General features: G+C 64.3%; 14 protein-coding genes and 3 tRNA genes. 10 read left to right on the forward strand and 7 right to left on the reverse strand.

Annotation, left to right across the window (positions count from 1 at the left end):
- Nucleotides 1–16: 16 nt before the first annotated feature.
- A complete protein-coding gene (locus tag BCV67_RS17065) occupies nt 17–1,162 on the reverse strand; it encodes a phosphotransferase enzyme family protein (protein WP_062168102.1) in 1,146 nt (381 codons plus the stop codon).
- 280 nt (nt 1,163–1,442) lie between these two features.
- On the opposite strand from BCV67_RS17065, the gene BCV67_RS17070 reads away from it, so the two are divergent.
- A tRNA-Gly gene (locus tag BCV67_RS17070) sits at nt 1,443–1,518 on the forward strand.
- Nucleotides 1,519–1,591: 73 nt separating this feature from the next.
- A tRNA-Cys gene (locus BCV67_RS17075) sits at nt 1,592–1,665 on the forward strand.
- Between the two features lie 185 nt (nt 1,666–1,850).
- On the opposite strand, the gene BCV67_RS17080 is transcribed toward BCV67_RS17075, so the two are convergent.
- The 3 genes from BCV67_RS17080 to BCV67_RS17090 all read right to left on the reverse strand — a co-directional run bounded on the left by BCV67_RS17080 (nt 1,851) and on the right by BCV67_RS17090 (nt 4,586).
- Nucleotides 1,851–3,050, reverse strand: coding sequence for a leucine-rich repeat-containing protein kinase family protein (locus BCV67_RS17080; RefSeq protein ID WP_062168099.1), 1,200 nt, complete (start codon nt 3,048–3,050; stop codon nt 1,851–1,853).
- A gap of 160 nt (nt 3,051–3,210) precedes the next feature.
- Nucleotides 3,211–4,302, reverse strand: a complete 1,092-nt coding sequence (locus BCV67_RS17085; protein ID WP_062168097.1) for a 4Fe-4S dicluster domain-containing protein — start codon at nt 4,300–4,302, stop codon at nt 3,211–3,213.
- Entirely contained in the window at nt 4,299–4,586 is a 288-nt protein-coding gene (locus BCV67_RS17090; protein ID WP_062168095.1) for a hypothetical protein, read from the reverse strand. The genes BCV67_RS17085 and BCV67_RS17090 overlap by 4 nt, the downstream gene beginning before the upstream one ends.
- A 190-nt stretch (nt 4,587–4,776) precedes the next feature.
- Here BCV67_RS17090 and BCV67_RS17095 point away from each other — a divergent pair, with 190 nt between their 5' ends.
- The 3 genes from BCV67_RS17095 (at nt 4,777) to BCV67_RS17105 (ending at nt 6,841) form a co-directional block, all read left to right on the forward strand.
- The gene (locus BCV67_RS17095) at nt 4,777–5,160 is read left to right on the forward strand and encodes a group III truncated hemoglobin (protein ID WP_428999484.1); all 384 of its coding nucleotides are present in this window, start codon (nt 4,777–4,779) and stop codon (nt 5,158–5,160) included.
- 103 nt (nt 5,161–5,263) lie between these two features.
- A complete protein-coding gene (hemN, locus tag BCV67_RS17100) occupies nt 5,264–6,673 on the forward strand; it encodes an oxygen-independent coproporphyrinogen III oxidase (RefSeq protein WP_062171595.1) in 1,410 nt (469 codons plus the stop codon).
- An 81-nt stretch (nt 6,674–6,754) separates the two neighbouring features.
- A tRNA-Leu gene (locus BCV67_RS17105) sits at nt 6,755–6,841 on the forward strand.
- Nucleotides 6,842–6,872: 31 nt separating this feature from the next.
- Here the strand turns inward: BCV67_RS17105 and BCV67_RS17110 are convergent.
- A complete protein-coding gene (locus tag BCV67_RS17110; protein WP_062168091.1) occupies nt 6,873–7,307 on the reverse strand; it encodes a BLUF domain-containing protein in 435 nt (144 codons plus the stop codon).
- A 367-nt stretch (nt 7,308–7,674) separates the two neighbouring features.
- Here BCV67_RS17110 and BCV67_RS17115 point away from each other — a divergent pair, with 367 nt between their 5' ends.
- Both BCV67_RS17115 and BCV67_RS17120 read left to right on the forward strand, forming a co-directional pair.
- Complete coding sequence (locus BCV67_RS17115; RefSeq protein ID WP_062168089.1) at nt 7,675–8,964, forward strand: nucleotide sugar dehydrogenase; 1,290 nt, start codon at nt 7,675–7,677, stop codon at nt 8,962–8,964.
- 31 nt (nt 8,965–8,995) lie between these two features.
- Entirely contained in the window at nt 8,996–10,618 is a 1,623-nt protein-coding gene (locus BCV67_RS17120) for an FMN-binding glutamate synthase family protein (RefSeq protein ID WP_062168087.1), read from the forward strand.
- 111 nt (nt 10,619–10,729) lie between these two features.
- On the opposite strand, the gene BCV67_RS17125 is transcribed toward BCV67_RS17120, so the two are convergent.
- A complete protein-coding gene (locus tag BCV67_RS17125; RefSeq protein ID WP_062168084.1) occupies nt 10,730–11,962 on the reverse strand; it encodes a TIGR03862 family flavoprotein in 1,233 nt (410 codons plus the stop codon).
- On the reverse strand, nt 11,946–12,377 hold the full coding sequence (locus BCV67_RS17130) for an FKBP-type peptidyl-prolyl cis-trans isomerase (RefSeq protein WP_062168082.1): 432 nt from the start codon (nt 12,375–12,377) through the stop codon (nt 11,946–11,948). The genes BCV67_RS17125 and BCV67_RS17130 overlap by 17 nt, the downstream gene beginning before the upstream one ends.
- Nucleotides 12,378–12,437: 60 nt before the next feature.
- Between BCV67_RS17130 and BCV67_RS17135 the strand changes: the two genes are divergently transcribed.
- The 3 genes from BCV67_RS17135 (at nt 12,438) to BCV67_RS17145 (ending at nt 14,933) form a co-directional block, all read left to right on the forward strand.
- Nucleotides 12,438–12,803 (forward strand): DUF6164 family protein, encoded by a 366-nt coding sequence (locus tag BCV67_RS17135; RefSeq protein WP_062168080.1) that lies wholly within the window; start codon nt 12,438–12,440, stop codon nt 12,801–12,803.
- Nucleotides 12,804–13,068: 265 nt separating this feature from the next.
- Entirely contained in the window at nt 13,069–13,824 is a 756-nt protein-coding gene (locus tag BCV67_RS17140) for a sulfurtransferase (RefSeq protein ID WP_062171593.1), read from the forward strand.
- A gap of 113 nt (nt 13,825–13,937) precedes the next feature.
- Entirely contained in the window at nt 13,938–14,933 is a 996-nt protein-coding gene (locus BCV67_RS17145; protein ID WP_062168078.1) for an LLM class flavin-dependent oxidoreductase, read from the forward strand.
- Nucleotides 14,934–15,059 lie beyond the last annotated feature (126 nt).

The raw sequence follows: 15,059 nt of genomic DNA on the forward strand, positions 1-15,059 counted from the left end.
TGCGAGCCGGCTTGCTTCAGGCTGCGTCGTGCAGGGCATGCAGCAGGGCCTGGCCGGGGGTACTGCCGAACCATTGCGGGTGGCCGAGCATGAACGGTTGCCAGGCGACATCGGCGTTGGCGGTCGAGCCGGTGATGCCTTCGAAATACTCCACTTCGGACAGTGCGAAGTCGAAATGCACCATAGGGAGCAGGTCGGCCAGCAGGTGCACGCGCTCGGCTGATAACGGCAATACCTCGCGGTAACCTTCAAGCAGGGCCAGTGCGATATCGATGCGCACCGCGTCGTTGCCACGCTCCAGTTCCAGCCAGGCAACTGCGTTGCGTTCGATGGCAGTGGCTAGGTCGAACAGGGCGCTGGTGGGCGAGGCCAGGCCGAAATCCAGTACCGTGCTGACGCCGCTGACGCCGCTGACGGCGTGGTCGGAGCTCCACAGCAGGTTGGAGACATGCCAGTCGTTATGGGCCCACAGCCGCGGCTCGGTGCGCAAACGCTCGGCCAAACCTGTATGCCACGGCATGACGCTGCGCTGCAATTGCTGTTCCCACGGGATGCGGGCGAGATAACGCGCCAGCCCGGGGCGGGTGTGCAGGTCGGCCTTGAGGGCGGCGATCGGATCTTCGGCACGGATCAGATCGTCACGGGCGACCAATAGATGAGTACTGCGTTGCGGTGCGTGGTAACCGGCCGAGGCGCGGTGCAGGGTGGCCAGCATGCGGCCGGCCGCGCGCGCGCGTTCGATATCGGTCAACAAGGTCCACGACGGGGCATCGCGGTAAAGGTCCAATCCCTCGCCGATGGCGTGCAGCTCGTACGTCCAGTCGCCGTGCTCGATGGCGCTGCGGCCATCCTGCGCGTGCAGCAGGGCGACAACCGGCACGCCGTGGGCGGCCAGGTGCTGGATGAAGCGGTGTTCCTCCTGCAGGGAGGCGGCGCTGCGCACCCGCCGATGGTGGCGTTTGATGAACAGCTTGTTGCCGGCGCTCTGCACGATGGCCGCCGCCGACATCGGCCGCGGGCTGTGCCAGAGCAGCTGGGTGCCCGCGTGTAGCTGCGGGTAGTGACCCTGCAGCCAGGCGAGCTCGGCCAAGCCGATGGCGGGCCAGTCAGCGGCCACTTCATCGTTGTTCAGGCCTTGCACGCGATGCGGTTGCTGGGTCATCAGGACAGGCTGGGGCAGGGGATGCGAGGGAGGCGCGATGGTACGTCAGTTGCAGCGGCCAGCAAAAAGCCAGTCCCCTCACCGCAACGCAAAAGAGAGTCAGCACCAATGTAGTGCCGAGCCATGCTCGGCAAGGGCCTTACCCGTACAGCGCCCAATCCACCCAGCCCCTTCAGCCCAGCAGCCTCCGCATCCAGCACTCTTCACCCACAATGTGAAAGAAATTGTTAAAAGCGCTGGCGCATACCCGCTGAAGTCTGTAATATGCGCGGCACACCACGCGGGAATAGCTCAGTTGGTAGAGCGCAACCTTGCCAAGGTTGAGGTCGCGAGTTCGAGTCTCGTTTCCCGCTCCAAATCTGAAAGGGCCCCCGCAGCGGGGTCTTTTCATGTCGAGGTGGTGTATCGCTTCGACGATGCAAGTTGTTTGGCCTGGTAGCAGAGTGGTTATGCAGCGGATTGCAAATCCGCGTACGCCGGTTCGATTCCGACCCAGGCCTCCATGAGGTACGCACTAAAGCCCTGAGAAATCAGGGCTTTTTTGTTTCCTGCGATTTCTCACAGGTCGAAGGGAACCCGCGGTTTAAGGCTGGAATATTCCTTCTGCCACGCGTTTGCGGGTGGCAGGGCCTGATGCGGGGTGCGTGGTGCAGGATGCTGGGCGGCTGTGAGCAGGCAAAGCCTGCTGTCAGTTGCCGGTGCGCGCGCTGATCTCATCTTCAAGGTGCGCGAATGCGCGCCACTCGATTGCCTGCAGCTGCGCGCGCTGTGCGGGCGGCAATCCGCTGCTCAACATCGCTGCGCCGAAGTCGCTCAATATGGCCTCGCCGTTGGCCGGGTTCCAAAGGACGTTGTGGGCGTACAGGTCGCCATGCAGGACGCCGTGTGCATGCAGGTGGGTGAGTGCCTCGCGGATGCAGCCCAGCAGGCGTTCGGCGATGGTGCGCGTGAAACGGGTATCCGTTGCGTAGACATCGCGCGTGCAGCTGGCAAGGCTGGGTGGTCCGGCCAGGTTGACGTAGGTTGCTGGCAGCAGCGGCATCGCCACTGCCAGACGACCTTGCGGGTGCCCTTCAACCACGGCCAGTGGCGTCAAGAGGTTCGGGTGCCCGGCGGCCGCGAGGCCGGCGGCCAGTTCTGATTGCGGCGTGCCATCACTGGTGAATGCCGCCTTGAAGACCTTGACGGCAATCAGCTCACCGCTGCGTTTGCGTGTGGCGCGATGGATGTGGCCGCTTGCGCCTTCGCCGAGCAGCGCACCGATCTCCAGGTCGTCATAGTTGATGGCGTGGTGATGCGCATCCGCCAGCGCAATTTGCTCAGCATCGGCGGTGAGTGGATTGCCGGCCAACGCCGGCCATGCCAGCTTCGGCAGCGCAAGCAGCGGTGCTGGAATTGCACTGAACTGGTTGCTGGCAATGCGCAGCAGCTCCAGTGCCTTGCAACCGTTCAGATCGGGCAGGCCAGTGAGTTGGTTGCAGGAAAGCATCAGCTTCTGCAGGCGCGGGCGCTGGCCAAGAGCAGTTGGGAGCTCGCTGAGCTGGTTGTCGGTGAGGATCAGCCAGCGCAGCTGCGGCGGGAGGCTGTGCTCGGGGACATGGCTAATCGCGCAGGCCTTGAAGCCGATCATTTCCAGCTGCGCGCACTTGCCAAGCGCGGCAGGCAATTGCGTAAACGGATTGTTGGAGCAGAACAGGATGCGCAGCTTGTGCAACCGCTGCAGGTCATCGGGCAAATGGGTGAGCTGGTTGCCGGAGAGGTCCAGCACTTCCAACGTCTCGGCCAGGGCAAACAGTGACTGCGGGAACTCGGTCAGGCCCTGGTTGACCAGGCGGATGGTTTGGGCGCCGGCCAGCGAGCCGTCTTTCAGATCTTCAAGGGTATGCATGCATCGCCAGTGTAATGGCTCCTGCACAGGACTTTTGCAAGAGCGGGGAAGCAAGCAGTCCGTCAGCGCAGGGCTTTTGTGGGAGCGGCGTAAGCCGCGAAGCGGGCTCATGAGCAGATTGCATGGACGCCAAGGGTTCCAGCAATGCCAGCCTCGCCGCTTATGCCGCTCCTGCAAGGCTGGCAGCGGTGAATGCCGCCAGCGCGATGCACAGCAGCGCGATGCCGGCGAACGCCAGTGGCTTGATGTGTATTCCGGATCTGGCGACATCGCCATCGTTTGCCGGGCGGGCGCGGCGGATCAGGTCCAGTGGGTAATGGTTGGCGGCCATCGCGTCGTCGCAGGCATCCATGCAGTTGCCGCATTCGATGCAGCTGCTGGAGCGGCCATTGCGGATATCCAGACCGATCGGGCACGCCGCAACACAGGCGCCGCAATCGACGCAGTCGCCCAGATGCGCCGCGCTGAACTTGGGCATGGCGCCGGCAATGGCCGGGTGGGCGGCGCGGAAGACGTAGTCCGCCGCGGTGGTGGCGTCCAGCAGGCCGCGCGAGCGGTGCAATACGCTGGCATTGTCAGCGGGGCGTGGCCCGCGGGGTTCACCGCGCGGGGCGTTGTACTGGATTGCGGGAGTGCGTGTGTCGCTGATCAAGCCCTGTACGCGGCTGTAAGGGCACAGGTAGCTGCAGACCTGCTCGTGCAGATAGACCACGTTTGCCCAGGTTGCCAGGCCGTAGAAGCTGATCCAGAACCACTCCCAGCCACTGAGCGAGAGCGTGAGCATCCCGTTGACCAAGTCCGCGATGGGGGTGAAATAGCCAACGAAGCTGATCCCGGTCCATAACGCGATGCCCGCCCACAACGCATGCCTGAGCGGCGGCCCCAGCGGTGTCAGCCGGCCGTTGAACGTGGTCAGGGCGGTCAATTTGCGGAACAGCCGGGTCAGCACCGTTTGTGGGCAGGCGTAGGTGCACCACAGGCGGCCGTACAGGCTGGTTACCAAGGCCAGCAGGGCCAGTGCCGCCAACGCCAGCCACAACAGTGGCAGCGATCGTTCCGGCTGCATCGACACGCCGGCAAACTGGAACTGGCGGGCGTCGATATCGAACAGCAGCCAGGGTTTGCCGTTCCAATGCAGCCAGGGCAGCCCGTAGAACGCGCCCAGCATGGCGGTGGTGGTGAGCTGGCGGATGCTGTCGCGGCTGCGGACCGGGCTGGCGCTGGCCTCGCCGATGCTGCGCACCGGCCTCATTCGAAGCATTCCTCCGGCTCGCGCGCCGGGCGCAGCAGAAGCGCCGTCACCCCGCAGGCGCACAGGGTGCCTGCCCAGAACATGAAAAAGCCCAGCGAATAACCCAGTTCTCGGCTGATGGCATGCGCCGGAAAGCTGATCTGCTGCAGCTGGAGCGGGTCGATGAAGGCGAAGAACACCGCCGACATCACCGCTGCGGTGAAGAAGCTGGGCCACGCCACGGCGCCCAGCAGTTGGATCATTGGTAGTACGCGGCGGCTGTCTTGTATCGCGGGGTCGGTCATCGTGGATTCCCGGAGGCCTCATGGCGGAGGAATAGAATTGGGCCGGCAGCGGTGCGCTTGTTCGGCACAGCTGGCAACCCGGTGTGCAAGGCTAGGGGTTGCACGGAGCGGCGTCGTTGATCCTGATCAAGCAGGGCAGGGCGGCGTGATTGGTTCGAGATTGGTTTACGGAAGGCGGCGGAGGTGTGTGGTGCGGGCAGGACCGGATGTATGCAGCGAGCAGGAAGTGGAGCTTCTCGTGCGGCGTTTCTATGCGCGGGTGCGCGAGGATGCGCTGCTCGGGCCGATCTTCGAGGTGCGTGTGCACGATTGGGAGGAGCACCTGCGCCAGCTGGTGGATTTCTGGTCCGCGCTGCTGCGCGGCACCTCTCGTTTCAAGGGCGCGCCGATGCCCAAGCACCTGGCCATTCCGGGGCTGGAATGGCCGCTGTTCGAGCGTTGGCTGGCGCTGTTCAGCCAGGCCACGGCGGAGTTGGGCAACCCGCCGATGCAGGCCCTGGCCGATGAGGCGGCTGCACGGGTGGCCGGCGCTATCTGGCGGCGCTATCACACGCCGTCGTTCCCGATTCTGTAACCGCTCGGGCACCGGCAGCGCTCCCGGTCCGGCGCACGAATCGTCTGAATTGATCCAACGCAAGGCGGCTGCGGGGCGCTGCGGGCAAGCTGGTGCCATGAACATGCCGCTGCCGACGACCTCCAACGCCCTGGGCTGGACCTTCGATGCCGACCTGCTGCGCCGGCATGATCGGCCGGGGCCGCGCTATACCTCCTATCCCACGGCGCCGCACTTCCACGATGGCTATGGGCAGGCGCAGTTCTGCGCGGCGGTGGCGCGCAGCAACGCGGTTGGCCGGCCGTTGTCGCTGTACGTGCATGTGCCCTATTGCAGCAGCCCGTGCTTCTATTGCGGCTGCAACCGGGTGATCAGCCGTGATCGCAGCAAGGGCGAACGCTATGTTGATCAATTGCTGGTCGAAGCCGACTGGCTGGCACCGCTGTTCGCCCGCGAGCGCGAGGTGGTGCAGCTGCACCTGGGTGGTGGCACCCCGAATTTCCTGTCTCCCGAGCAACTGCGCCGGCTGATGGATGGCCTGCAGCGGCTGTTCAATTTCAGCCAGGGCAGCGCGCGTGATTTTTCCATCGAACTCGATCCGCGCTCGGTCAGCGTTGACGATATCGCGGTGCTGGCCGAGCTGGGCTTCAATCGTGCCAGCCTGGGTGTGCAGGATTTCGACCCGGCCGTGCAGCAGGCGATCAATCGCGTGCAGGCGGTGGACGAGACGATGGCCATCATCCAGGCCTGCCGCGACAACGGCATGCGTTCGGTCAACGTGGATCTGATCTACGGCTTGCCGTTGCAGACGCTGAGCGGCTTCGGCCGCACGCTGGATACGGTAATCGACGCGCGCCCTGACCGTCTGGCCATCTATGGCTATGCGCACCTGCCGCACATGTTCAAGGCACAACGGCAGATCCAGGACCGTGATCTGCCTGATCCGGAGCAGAAACTGGCATTGCTGGGGCTGGCGGTGGAGCGGCTGTCGGCTGCCGGCTATCAGTACATCGGCATGGATCACTTCGCGCTGCCGGAAGAGGATTTGTCGCAGGCGCAACGCGCCGGCAGCCTGCATCGTAATTTCATGGGCTATACCACCCACGCAGACAGCGATCTGCTGGGGCTGGGGGTCAGTGCCATCAGTCATATCGACAGCAGCTACAGCCAGAATCCGCGCGATCTCAAAGAATGGGAGGCCAGGATCGCCGAAGGCGGCGTGCCGGTCTGGCGTGGCTTGGAACTGGACTGCGATGACATGTTGCGCGCCGAGCTCATCCAGCAGCTGATGTGCCACGGCAGGGTGGATGGTCATGCCCTGGCGCGCCGCCATGGGGTGGATTTCGACCTCTATTTCGCCGAGGAGCTGGTCGCGCTGCGGCACCTGCAGGACGATGGCCTGGCCAGTTACAACGAAGGCGTGGTCGCCGCGACCGAGCAGGGGCGGCCCTTGCTGCGGCTTATAGCGATGTGTTTTGACCGTTATCTGAAGGCCGCGCAGCAGCCTGCACGCTACTCGCGGGCGATTGGCTGAGATCGGAATGGCGGCTGGCTCGGAGCCGTCGCCCATCTTCGCGGTTCACAATTGGGCCGCAATCAGGCACGCTATCGCGATGCCCGGATGGCGAAACTGGTAGACGCATCGGACTTAAAATCCGCCGGCCGCAAGGCCTTGCCGGTTCGATTCCGGCTCCGGGCACCATCGCAGCACAAGGGTTTCAGCCAGAAGGCAGTCACTGCCGAAGACTTGCTGCTTCCCAGAATTTGACGAGATCTTGGAGGATTTCTGGTGCCCCCGTATGCGGGCCCTGCAGAAGGAAGTTGGCTTCTCTATGCCACTGCCCAGTGCTGTACTTCTGCAGGATGCTCCCTTCGATCTTGGTGCAACCCATGTGCCACTGGGTAAAGAACGTCATCTCTATGTTTTCATCGAACAGTTCTTCCAACTGCACATGCATGCGCGACGCTTGGATACGGGCGTAGATGCGTGCCACGCCTTGATCAGGCCCCTCGAAGTATTGGAAGAACCTACTGCCATCGTAGAGGAGTACCCCGGTTACGCCCGCCAGCTGGTTGTGAGCGCGAGCGTCAACAAGAAGTCTGTCGATGTCCTCGGTGTGGAGGCCTCCGGCAGCGGTGCTTACATAGGCGATAGCGCGGTACGGCATGGAGGGCTGATTGTGCTGAAGGCGTCATCCAGATTCTCATGGCCGGCGCGGGCTGTATACGATTCGTTTGCAGCGGTGGCTGCTTGACGAACTGCGCGCCATCTCGTCGACTATCGACGCCTCGCAGACGGTCCGGGGAGATGATGATGCTCCAGGCCGTTGTTCGCGGATTCCGGTCGGCCGCAGAGACACCGGTGCCGCGCTCGCTAGCTGTGCAGCTTTTGTGCAGTCGATGTGGGAAAATGGCCCGGTTTAGTCGACTTGCGTCCCAATTGGATCAATCAGTTAGGGTTGCCTGTGTGACTTGAAATCCGCCGGCCGCTTCGATTCCGGCGCCAGGCACCAGTTTGCAACCTCAAGGGATGGCATGAGCGCCGAGATCACCGCAGCGGCTGCGCCGCAGATCGCCATTATCGGCCTGGGCTATGTTGGCCTGCCCTTGGCTGTCGAGTTCGGCAAGACGCTCGATACCCTGGGTTATGACATTGATACCGCCCGCGTTGCCGAACTCCAGGCCGGGCACGACCATACGCTGGAACTGGACGATGCCGAACTGCGCGCGGCGGTGCATGTGCGCTATACCTCGGCTGCGGCTGAACTGGCCGCGCGCAATGTTTTCATCGTCACCGTGCCGACCCCGATCGATGCTTATGAGCAGCCGGATCTGGCACCGCTGCGCAGCGCGACGGCGTTGATTGCCAGCGTGCTCAAGCGCGGTGACCTGGTGATCTACGAATCCACCGTGTATCCGGGCACGACCGAAGAGGTCTGCGTGCCGTTGCTGGAACAGGGCTCGGGGCTGCGCTTCAACCATGATTTCTACTGCGGCTACAGCCCGGAGCGGATCAATCCGGGCGACCGCCAGCGGCGCCTTCCGGATATCAAGAAGATCACCTCCGGCTCCACCCCCGAGGCGGCGGCGCTGGTGGATGGCCTGTATCGGCGCATCATTACCGCCGGTACCTGGCCGGCGTCATCGCTGCGTGTGGCCGAGGCTGCCAAGGTGGTGGAGAACATCCAGCGCGACGTGAACATCGCCTTGGTCAACGAGCTGGCGCTGATCTTCGACAAACTCGGCATCGATACCCTGGATGTGCTGGAAGCGGCGGGTACCAAGTGGAATTTTCTGCCGTTCCGGCCCGGGATGGTGGGCGGCCATTGCATTGGCGTTGACCCGTATTACCTGCTGCACAAATCCGAAAGCGTGGGTTACCACCCGGATCTGATCCATACCGCGCGGCAAGTGAACAACCGGGTGGTGGCGCATGTTGTCACCCGCGTGCGCGGCCTGCTTGAGGATAAAAACAAATCACTGCAGAACGCGCGTGTTCTGGTGCTGGGCGTGACGTTCAAGGAGGATTGCCCGGACCTGCGCAACAGCCGTGGCCTGGACCTTGTACAGATGCTGGCCGCGGCCGGTGCCAAGGTCGACGCCTATGACCCCTGGGCCGATCCGCGCAATGCGCACGACTTGGGCGGCGTGTCGCTGGTCGACGCGCCGCAGCAGGGTAGTTACGACGCAGTGGTGCTGGCCGTGGCGCACCAGCAGTTCCGGGCTCTCAATGCCGCGCAGATCCGTGCCCTGGGTGTGCCGGACATGGTGGTCTATGACGTGAAATCGGCCTGGCCGAGGCAAGTGGTGGACGACCGGTTGTAGAATCCGGCATCCGTGTAGGTCGAGGACGGTAATGCATCGTTATCTGGTTTATGTGCTGGCACTGATCCTGCTGCCAGTATCGCTGGCACTGGCTACCCATTGGCCTGCGTGGTACTGGGGCGTGGGCCTGTTCGGACTGATGGCCTTGCTCGGCACCTGGGACGTGCTGCAGCGGCGCAGTGTATTGCGACGCAACTATCCGGTGCTGGCGCATTTCCGCTACGGCTTCGAATCGATCGGCCCGGAGATCCGCCAGTACTTCGTGCAGAGCGATCTTGAAGACGTGCCGTTCTCGCGCCAGCAGCGGCAGCTGATCTATCAGCGTTCGCGCAACGAAATGGACGTGGTGCCGTTCGGCACGCTGCGCAGTGCCTATGCGGTGGACTACGAATGGATCAATCATTCGCTGGCACCCACCACCATTGCGCACCACGATTTCCGTGTGGTGATTGGTGCCGAATGCGCAAAGCCCTATTCGGCCAGCGTGTTCAACATCTCGGCGATGAGCTTTGGTTCCCTGTCGGCCAATGCGATCCGCGCGCTGAACAAGGGCGCGAAGCTGGGCGGCTTCTGCCACGACACCGGCGAAGGCTCGATCTCGCCGTATCACCGCGAAAATGGCGGTGATCTGGTCTGGGAAATCGGCTCGGGCTATTTCGGCTGCCGCGATGACAACGGCCGTTTCAGTGAAGAGCGCTTCGTCGCGAACGCCAGTTCCGATCAGGTCAAGATGATCGAGATCAAGCTCTCGCAGGGTGCCAAGCCCGGCCACGGCGGCGTATTGCCGGCGGCCAAGGTCAGCGCCGAAATCTCCGCAACCCGTGGCGTGCCGATGGGCGTGGATTGCGTCTCGCCGTCCAAGCATTCGGCCTTCTCCACGCCGATTGAACTGCTGCAGTTCGTTGTGCGCCTGCGTGAGCTGTCCGGTGGCAAGCCGGTCGGCTTCAAGCTGGCCATCGGCCATCCGTGGGAATGGTTCGGTATCGCCAAGGCGATGCTGGAAACCGGGATGATGCCGGACTACATCGTGGTCGACGGTGCCGAAGGTGGCACCGGCGCTGCGCCCGCCGAGTTCATCGATCACGTAGGCGTGCCGATGAATGAAGCGTTGATCCTGGTGCACAACACGCTGGTTGGACTTGGGCTGCGTGACCGCATCCGCCTGGGTGCGGCCGGCAAGGTGACCACGGCGTTTGATATCGCCCGCACCATCGCCCTGGGCGCTGACTGGTGCAATGCCGGGCGTGGCTACATGTTCGCGCTGGGCTGCATCCAGTCGCTCAGCTGCCACAACGACAAATGCCCGACCGGTATCGCCACCCAGGACCCGAGCCGCTGGCGCCATCTGGAACCGGTGGACAAGGGCCAGCGCGTGTTCAATTACCACCAGAACACCATGCGCGCGCTGCGCGATCTGCTCGGCGCAGCCGGCCTGCACGATACGTCCGAGCTGGGCCCAGAGCACATCCTGCGGCGTGTATCGCCGGTGGAGATCCGTTCGCTGGCCAGCCTGTATCGCTATCTGGCACCGGGCGAGCTGTTGAAGAAGGTGCCCGAGCACACCGTGTTCCGCGAATACTGGGCCGAAGCACGCAGTGATTCGTTCACGCCGCCGGCGCGTATCGCGGCGCTGCGCACCAGCAAGATGTGCTGATCACAGCCGTTGTGGGAGCGGCGTAAGCCGCGAAGCCGGGAATAATGAGGGACCGGCTTTTCCGCAATCTGATTGATTGCCAGTGTCGCGGCGTACGACCATGGGTCGGCACTACCGGAGCCAGCGCTCCACGCCTTCGGCGGCGCGCTGGCCGCTGGCATAGCAGGCGGTCAGCAGGTAGCCGCCGGTAGGGGCTTCCCAGTCCAGCATTTCGCCGGCGCAGAACACGCCCGGTTGCGCCTTGAGCATCAGGCCATCGTCCAGCGCTTCCAGGCGAACACCGCCAGCGGTGCTGATGGTTTCGGCCATGGGGCGCGGGCGCAACAGCGACAGCGGAAGGCGCTTGAGTGTACGTGCCACCGCGGCAAGGTCGCTGCCGGCATCCTTGCCCAGCACTTCAAACAGCAAGCCGGCCTTGGCTGCGTCCAGGCCGGCGGCCCGGCGCAGATGCTCGCCGAAGCTGCGGCCCTTGCGGTCGCGCCCAAGGTCGGCGAGCAGGCGCGCTTCATCGCGGCCCGGTACCAGATCCAGTCCTAGGGTCACCGCACCATCGCGATTCAGGGTCTCGCGCAGGTCGGCGGCCAGCGCATAGATCAGGCTGCCTTCAATGCCGTACTGGCTCACCACACATTCGCCCTGCAGCGCTTGTGCCTGCCCCTGCAGGTCGGTCCAGTGCGCGATGACCGGTTTGAGTGGTGCACCGGCATGGCGGCTGCTGAAGTGCGGTGTCCAATCGATATCGAAGCCGCAGTTGGCGGGCTGTAACGGCGCGGTATCAACGCCGCGTTGTTGCAGCACGGGCATCCAGCTGCCATCGGAGCCCAGTTCCGGCCAGCTGCCGCCGCCCACGGCCAGCACCGTGGCATCGGCGTGCACGCTGATCTCGCCTTCGGCGGTGGCCATGCGCAGGCCGCCGTCTTCGCTCCAGCCCAGCCAACGGTGCTGCACGTGGAAGCGCACACCCTGTTCCTTCAAACGGCGTACCCATCCGCGCAGCAGCGGTGCGGCCTTGCGGTCCACCGGGAATACCCGGCCGGAACTGCCGACATAGGTTTCCACGCCCAGCTCCGCTGCCCAGCGGCGCAGGGCGTCGGCATCAAAGCCATCCAGCCATGTGGCGACCTCGGCCTGGCGTTCCCGGTAACGGCTGTCGAACAGCGGCCGCGGATCGGAATGGGTGAGGTTGAGCCCACCTTTGCCCGCGATCAGGAACTTGCGCCCGGGCGAGCCCTTGGCCTCGTACAGGTTGACCTTCAGCCCGCTCGCGCGCAGGCGTTCGGCGGCGAACAGGCCGGCCGGGCCGCCGCCGATGACGGCAACGGTTTTATCAGCGAGCTTTGACATCGAGCAGTTCTACATCGAAGACCAGCGAGGAGCCGGCCGGGATCGGGCCGACGCCGCGATTGCCATAGCCGTATTCGGCGGGAATCATCAGCGTGCGCTTGCCGCCAACCTTCATGCCAGCCACACCTTCGTCCCAGCCGCGGATGACCTGCTTGTCACCAAGGTTGAAGCTGAACGGTTCGCCGCGATCCACCGAGCTGTCGAACTTCTCGCCGTGCTTGTCGGCGCTGCGCTCGTCGTAGATCCAGCCGGTGTAATGCACCGTCACCTTGCTGCCGGGCACGGCTTCGGCGCCAGTGCCGGGCTGGGTATCGATGTGTTCGAACTTGGCAATCGTGCCGCCCGGCGGCGGGCCAGGCGGGGTGCAGCCGGCGGCCAGCAGGGACAGCAGCAGCGGGATGAACAGACGACGCATGGCGCGCTCCGTTGAAATGGGCGTGCAGGGTAGCGCATCGTCGCCGGGTATCATGGCGGCATGGCCAAACTGCTGCTCAATCTACGTAATGTCGGCGACGACGAAAGCTTCGAGGTCGGGCAGCTGCTCGACCGCAATGGCATCGCCTGGTACCGCACCGAAGCCAGCCCCTGGGGTATTTCCAGTGGCGGCATCTGGCTGCGCGACAACGACGACCAACCCCGCGCGAAGGCCTTGATGGCGACCTATCAGGCTGAACGTGGGCAGCGTGTGCGCGATGAGCGGCAGGCAGCATTGCGCGATGGCACGGCTGAAACCTTTGGCTCGATGCTGCGGCAGCGCCCGGGCTTCGTGATCGCGGTATTGCTGGGCATGCTGGTGGCTGCGGCGCTGGTATTGCTGCCGTTTTTCCTGCTGCGAGGCTGACAGGGCGGCAGCGAAGCTGCTTTGCGCCCAGCCTTTGCCGAAGACGTTGCTCCCTCCCTTGCGCCGCAGGCGGAGGGGAGGGCTGGGGAGGGGTAAGCGGTTGCTCCCTCCCTTTGCCGAAGGCAAGGGGAGGGTTGGGGAGGGGTAAGTTTTTGTCGCCTTTCACGCGCTACCAGCTTCGCGGCTTACGCCGCTCCCACAGCTCCTACAGTCGCTAGTCCCTTTGCAGCACAACGCTGCGCGGGCCGTCGTTTAAACTATGCGCATGATCGTCAATACCGCTGCCTATCTTTTCGTTCCGCTCGCCGATGCCGAAGCGTTGACTGCCACCCTGCATGAGCGCGCCAAGGCGCTGGAGTTGCGGGGCACCATCCTGATCGCCGAAGAAGGCATCAACCTGTTCCTGGCCGGCAGTGCCGAGGGCATCGAGGATTTCTACCGCCAGCTCAAGGCCGATGCGCGTTTCGCAGACATGCGCATTAAGTACAGCCACAGCCAGATGCAGCCGTTCGCGCGGCTCAAGGCCAAGTTCAAGTCCGAGATCATCAGCTTCCGCCGTGATGACGGCCAGCCGCTGGATTACCCGCGCGCGCCCAGCGTGGCCCCGGCCACCGTGCAGCGCTGGTTGCGGCAGGGCCATGATGACGAGGGCAAGCGGGTGGTGATGCTGGACACCCGCAACTGGCAGGAATTCGCGCACGGTACGTTCGCAGGTGCCTTGACCCTGCCAATCGCCAAGTTCACCGACCTGCCGGCCGCGCTGGAGCCGCACCGCGAGGCGCTGGCCGATGCGACCGTGGTCAGCTTCTGCACCGGCGGCATCCGCTGTGAAAAGGCCGCGCTGTGGATGCAGAACGATGGCATGCACAACGTGCTGCAGCTGGAAGGCGGCATCCTCGGCTACTTCGAGGAAGTGGGCGGCGAGGGCTATGACGGCCGCTGCTTCGTGTTCGATGAACGGGTGGCGCTGGACGCGCAGCTGCAGCCGCTGGTGGACCGCCAGGACGAGCTGCCGGGCTGAATCCGGGAGGCCGCAGGGTCTGGAAAACAGTGTCCCGGCAGAAACCGCGCTGACTGGATGGAGAATGCGGGGACAAGCCCCATGTCATTTGCATCGTCCATGGAGACCGCAGAATGATCCCCCTTTCCATCCTTGACCTGGCCCCGGTCTGCGAGGGTTCGACCCCGCGGCAGGCATTCGCCAACATGCTGGAGCTGGCCCAGCACGCAGACCGTTGGGGCTATCACCGGTATTGGCTGGCCGAGCACCACAACATGCCCGGCATCGCCAGCGCCGCCACCGCGGTGCTGATCGGGCATGTGGCTGGGGCGACGTCGCGCATCCGTGTGGGGTCAGGCGGGGTGATGCTGCCGAATCATTCGCCGCTGCAGGTGGCCGAGCAGTTCGGCACGCTGGCCTCGCTGTATCCGGATCGCATCGACCTGGGCCTGGGCCGCGCACCTGGCACCGACCAGCCGACCGCGCGTGCGCTGCGCCGCTATTTCGACAGCGCCGACCAGTTCCCGCAGGACGTCGCCGAACTGCTGCATTACTTCGCACCGGTGCAGCCGGGGCAGACGGTGCAGGCAGTGCCCGGCGGCGGCATTCCGGTGCCGGTATGGCTGTTGGGCTCAAGCCTGTTCAGTGCGCGTCTGGCAGCCCAGATGGGCCTGCCGTTTGCGTTTGCCTCGCACTTCGCCCCGGACGCGATGGATGAGGCGCTGGCCTTGTATCGCCGCGACTTCCGTCCTTCCGAGCATCTGCAGCAGCCATACGCGATTCTCGCTTTGAACGTGGTGGCCAGTGATTCTGAGGCTGAATCCAAGCGGCTGTTCACCAGCCAGCAGCAGGCATTCGTCAATCTGCGGCGCGGCACGCCGGGGCTGATTCCTGCGCCGGTGGATGACATCGAAGCGTTCTGGGCCCCGCATGAGAAGGCGGGCGTCGAGCGTGCGCTGGCGTGCAGCATCGTCGGTGACGCGGAGCAGGTGGCCGAGGGCCTGGTTGCCTTTGCCGAACGGCATCGCCCGGATGAAATGATGCTGGCCGCCAATATCCATGATCCCGCCGCGCGGCTGCAGTCGTTCGATCTGGCGATGCAGGCCTGGCAGCGCGTGGGCGCGGCCTAAGCTGCGGGGCTGGCAAGGCCTTGGTAGAGCGCAGCCATGCTGCGCTGGGGCGTTACCGGTAAGGCCTGTTTGTAGGAGCGGCGTCAGCCGCGAAGCCGATGGCATTGAAACCACCCGTGGCGATGC

The sequence above is a fragment of the Stenotrophomonas nitritireducens genome (assembly GCF_001700965.1).
Classification (GTDB): Bacteria; Pseudomonadota; Gammaproteobacteria; order Xanthomonadales; family Xanthomonadaceae; genus Stenotrophomonas; species Stenotrophomonas nitritireducens_A.

What these genes read in the sequence shown, in the direction of transcription:
- BCV67_RS17065 (WP_062168102.1), bottom strand. Translation starts at nt 1,162, where the DNA reads ATGACCCAGCAACCGCATCGCGTGCAAGGCCTGAACAACGATGAAGTG.
- BCV67_RS17080 (WP_062168099.1), bottom strand. Translation starts at nt 3,050, where the DNA reads ATGCATACCCTTGAAGATCTGAAAGACGGCTCGCTGGCCGGCGCCCAA.
- BCV67_RS17085 (WP_062168097.1), bottom strand. Translation starts at nt 4,302, where the DNA reads ATGAGGCCGGTGCGCAGCATCGGCGAGGCCAGCGCCAGCCCGGTCCGC.
- BCV67_RS17090 (WP_062168095.1), bottom strand. Translation starts at nt 4,586, where the DNA reads ATGACCGACCCCGCGATACAAGACAGCCGCCGCGTACTACCAATGATC.
- hemN (WP_062171595.1), top strand. Translation starts at nt 5,264, where the DNA reads ATGCCGCTGCCGACGACCTCCAACGCCCTGGGCTGGACCTTCGATGCC.
- BCV67_RS17110 (WP_062168091.1), bottom strand. Translation starts at nt 7,307, where the DNA reads ATGCCGTACCGCGCTATCGCCTATGTAAGCACCGCTGCCGGAGGCCTC.
- BCV67_RS17115 (WP_062168089.1), top strand. Translation starts at nt 7,675, where the DNA reads ATGAGCGCCGAGATCACCGCAGCGGCTGCGCCGCAGATCGCCATTATC.
- BCV67_RS17120 (WP_062168087.1), top strand. Translation starts at nt 8,996, where the DNA reads ATGCATCGTTATCTGGTTTATGTGCTGGCACTGATCCTGCTGCCAGTA.
- BCV67_RS17125 (WP_062168084.1), bottom strand. Translation starts at nt 11,962, where the DNA reads ATGTCAAAGCTCGCTGATAAAACCGTTGCCGTCATCGGCGGCGGCCCG.
- BCV67_RS17130 (WP_062168082.1), bottom strand. Translation starts at nt 12,377, where the DNA reads ATGCGTCGTCTGTTCATCCCGCTGCTGCTGTCCCTGCTGGCCGCCGGC.
- BCV67_RS17135 (WP_062168080.1), top strand. Translation starts at nt 12,438, where the DNA reads ATGGCCAAACTGCTGCTCAATCTACGTAATGTCGGCGACGACGAAAGC.
- BCV67_RS17140 (WP_062171593.1), top strand. Translation starts at nt 13,069, where the DNA reads ATGATCGTCAATACCGCTGCCTATCTTTTCGTTCCGCTCGCCGATGCC.
- BCV67_RS17145 (WP_062168078.1), top strand. Translation starts at nt 13,938, where the DNA reads ATGATCCCCCTTTCCATCCTTGACCTGGCCCCGGTCTGCGAGGGTTCG.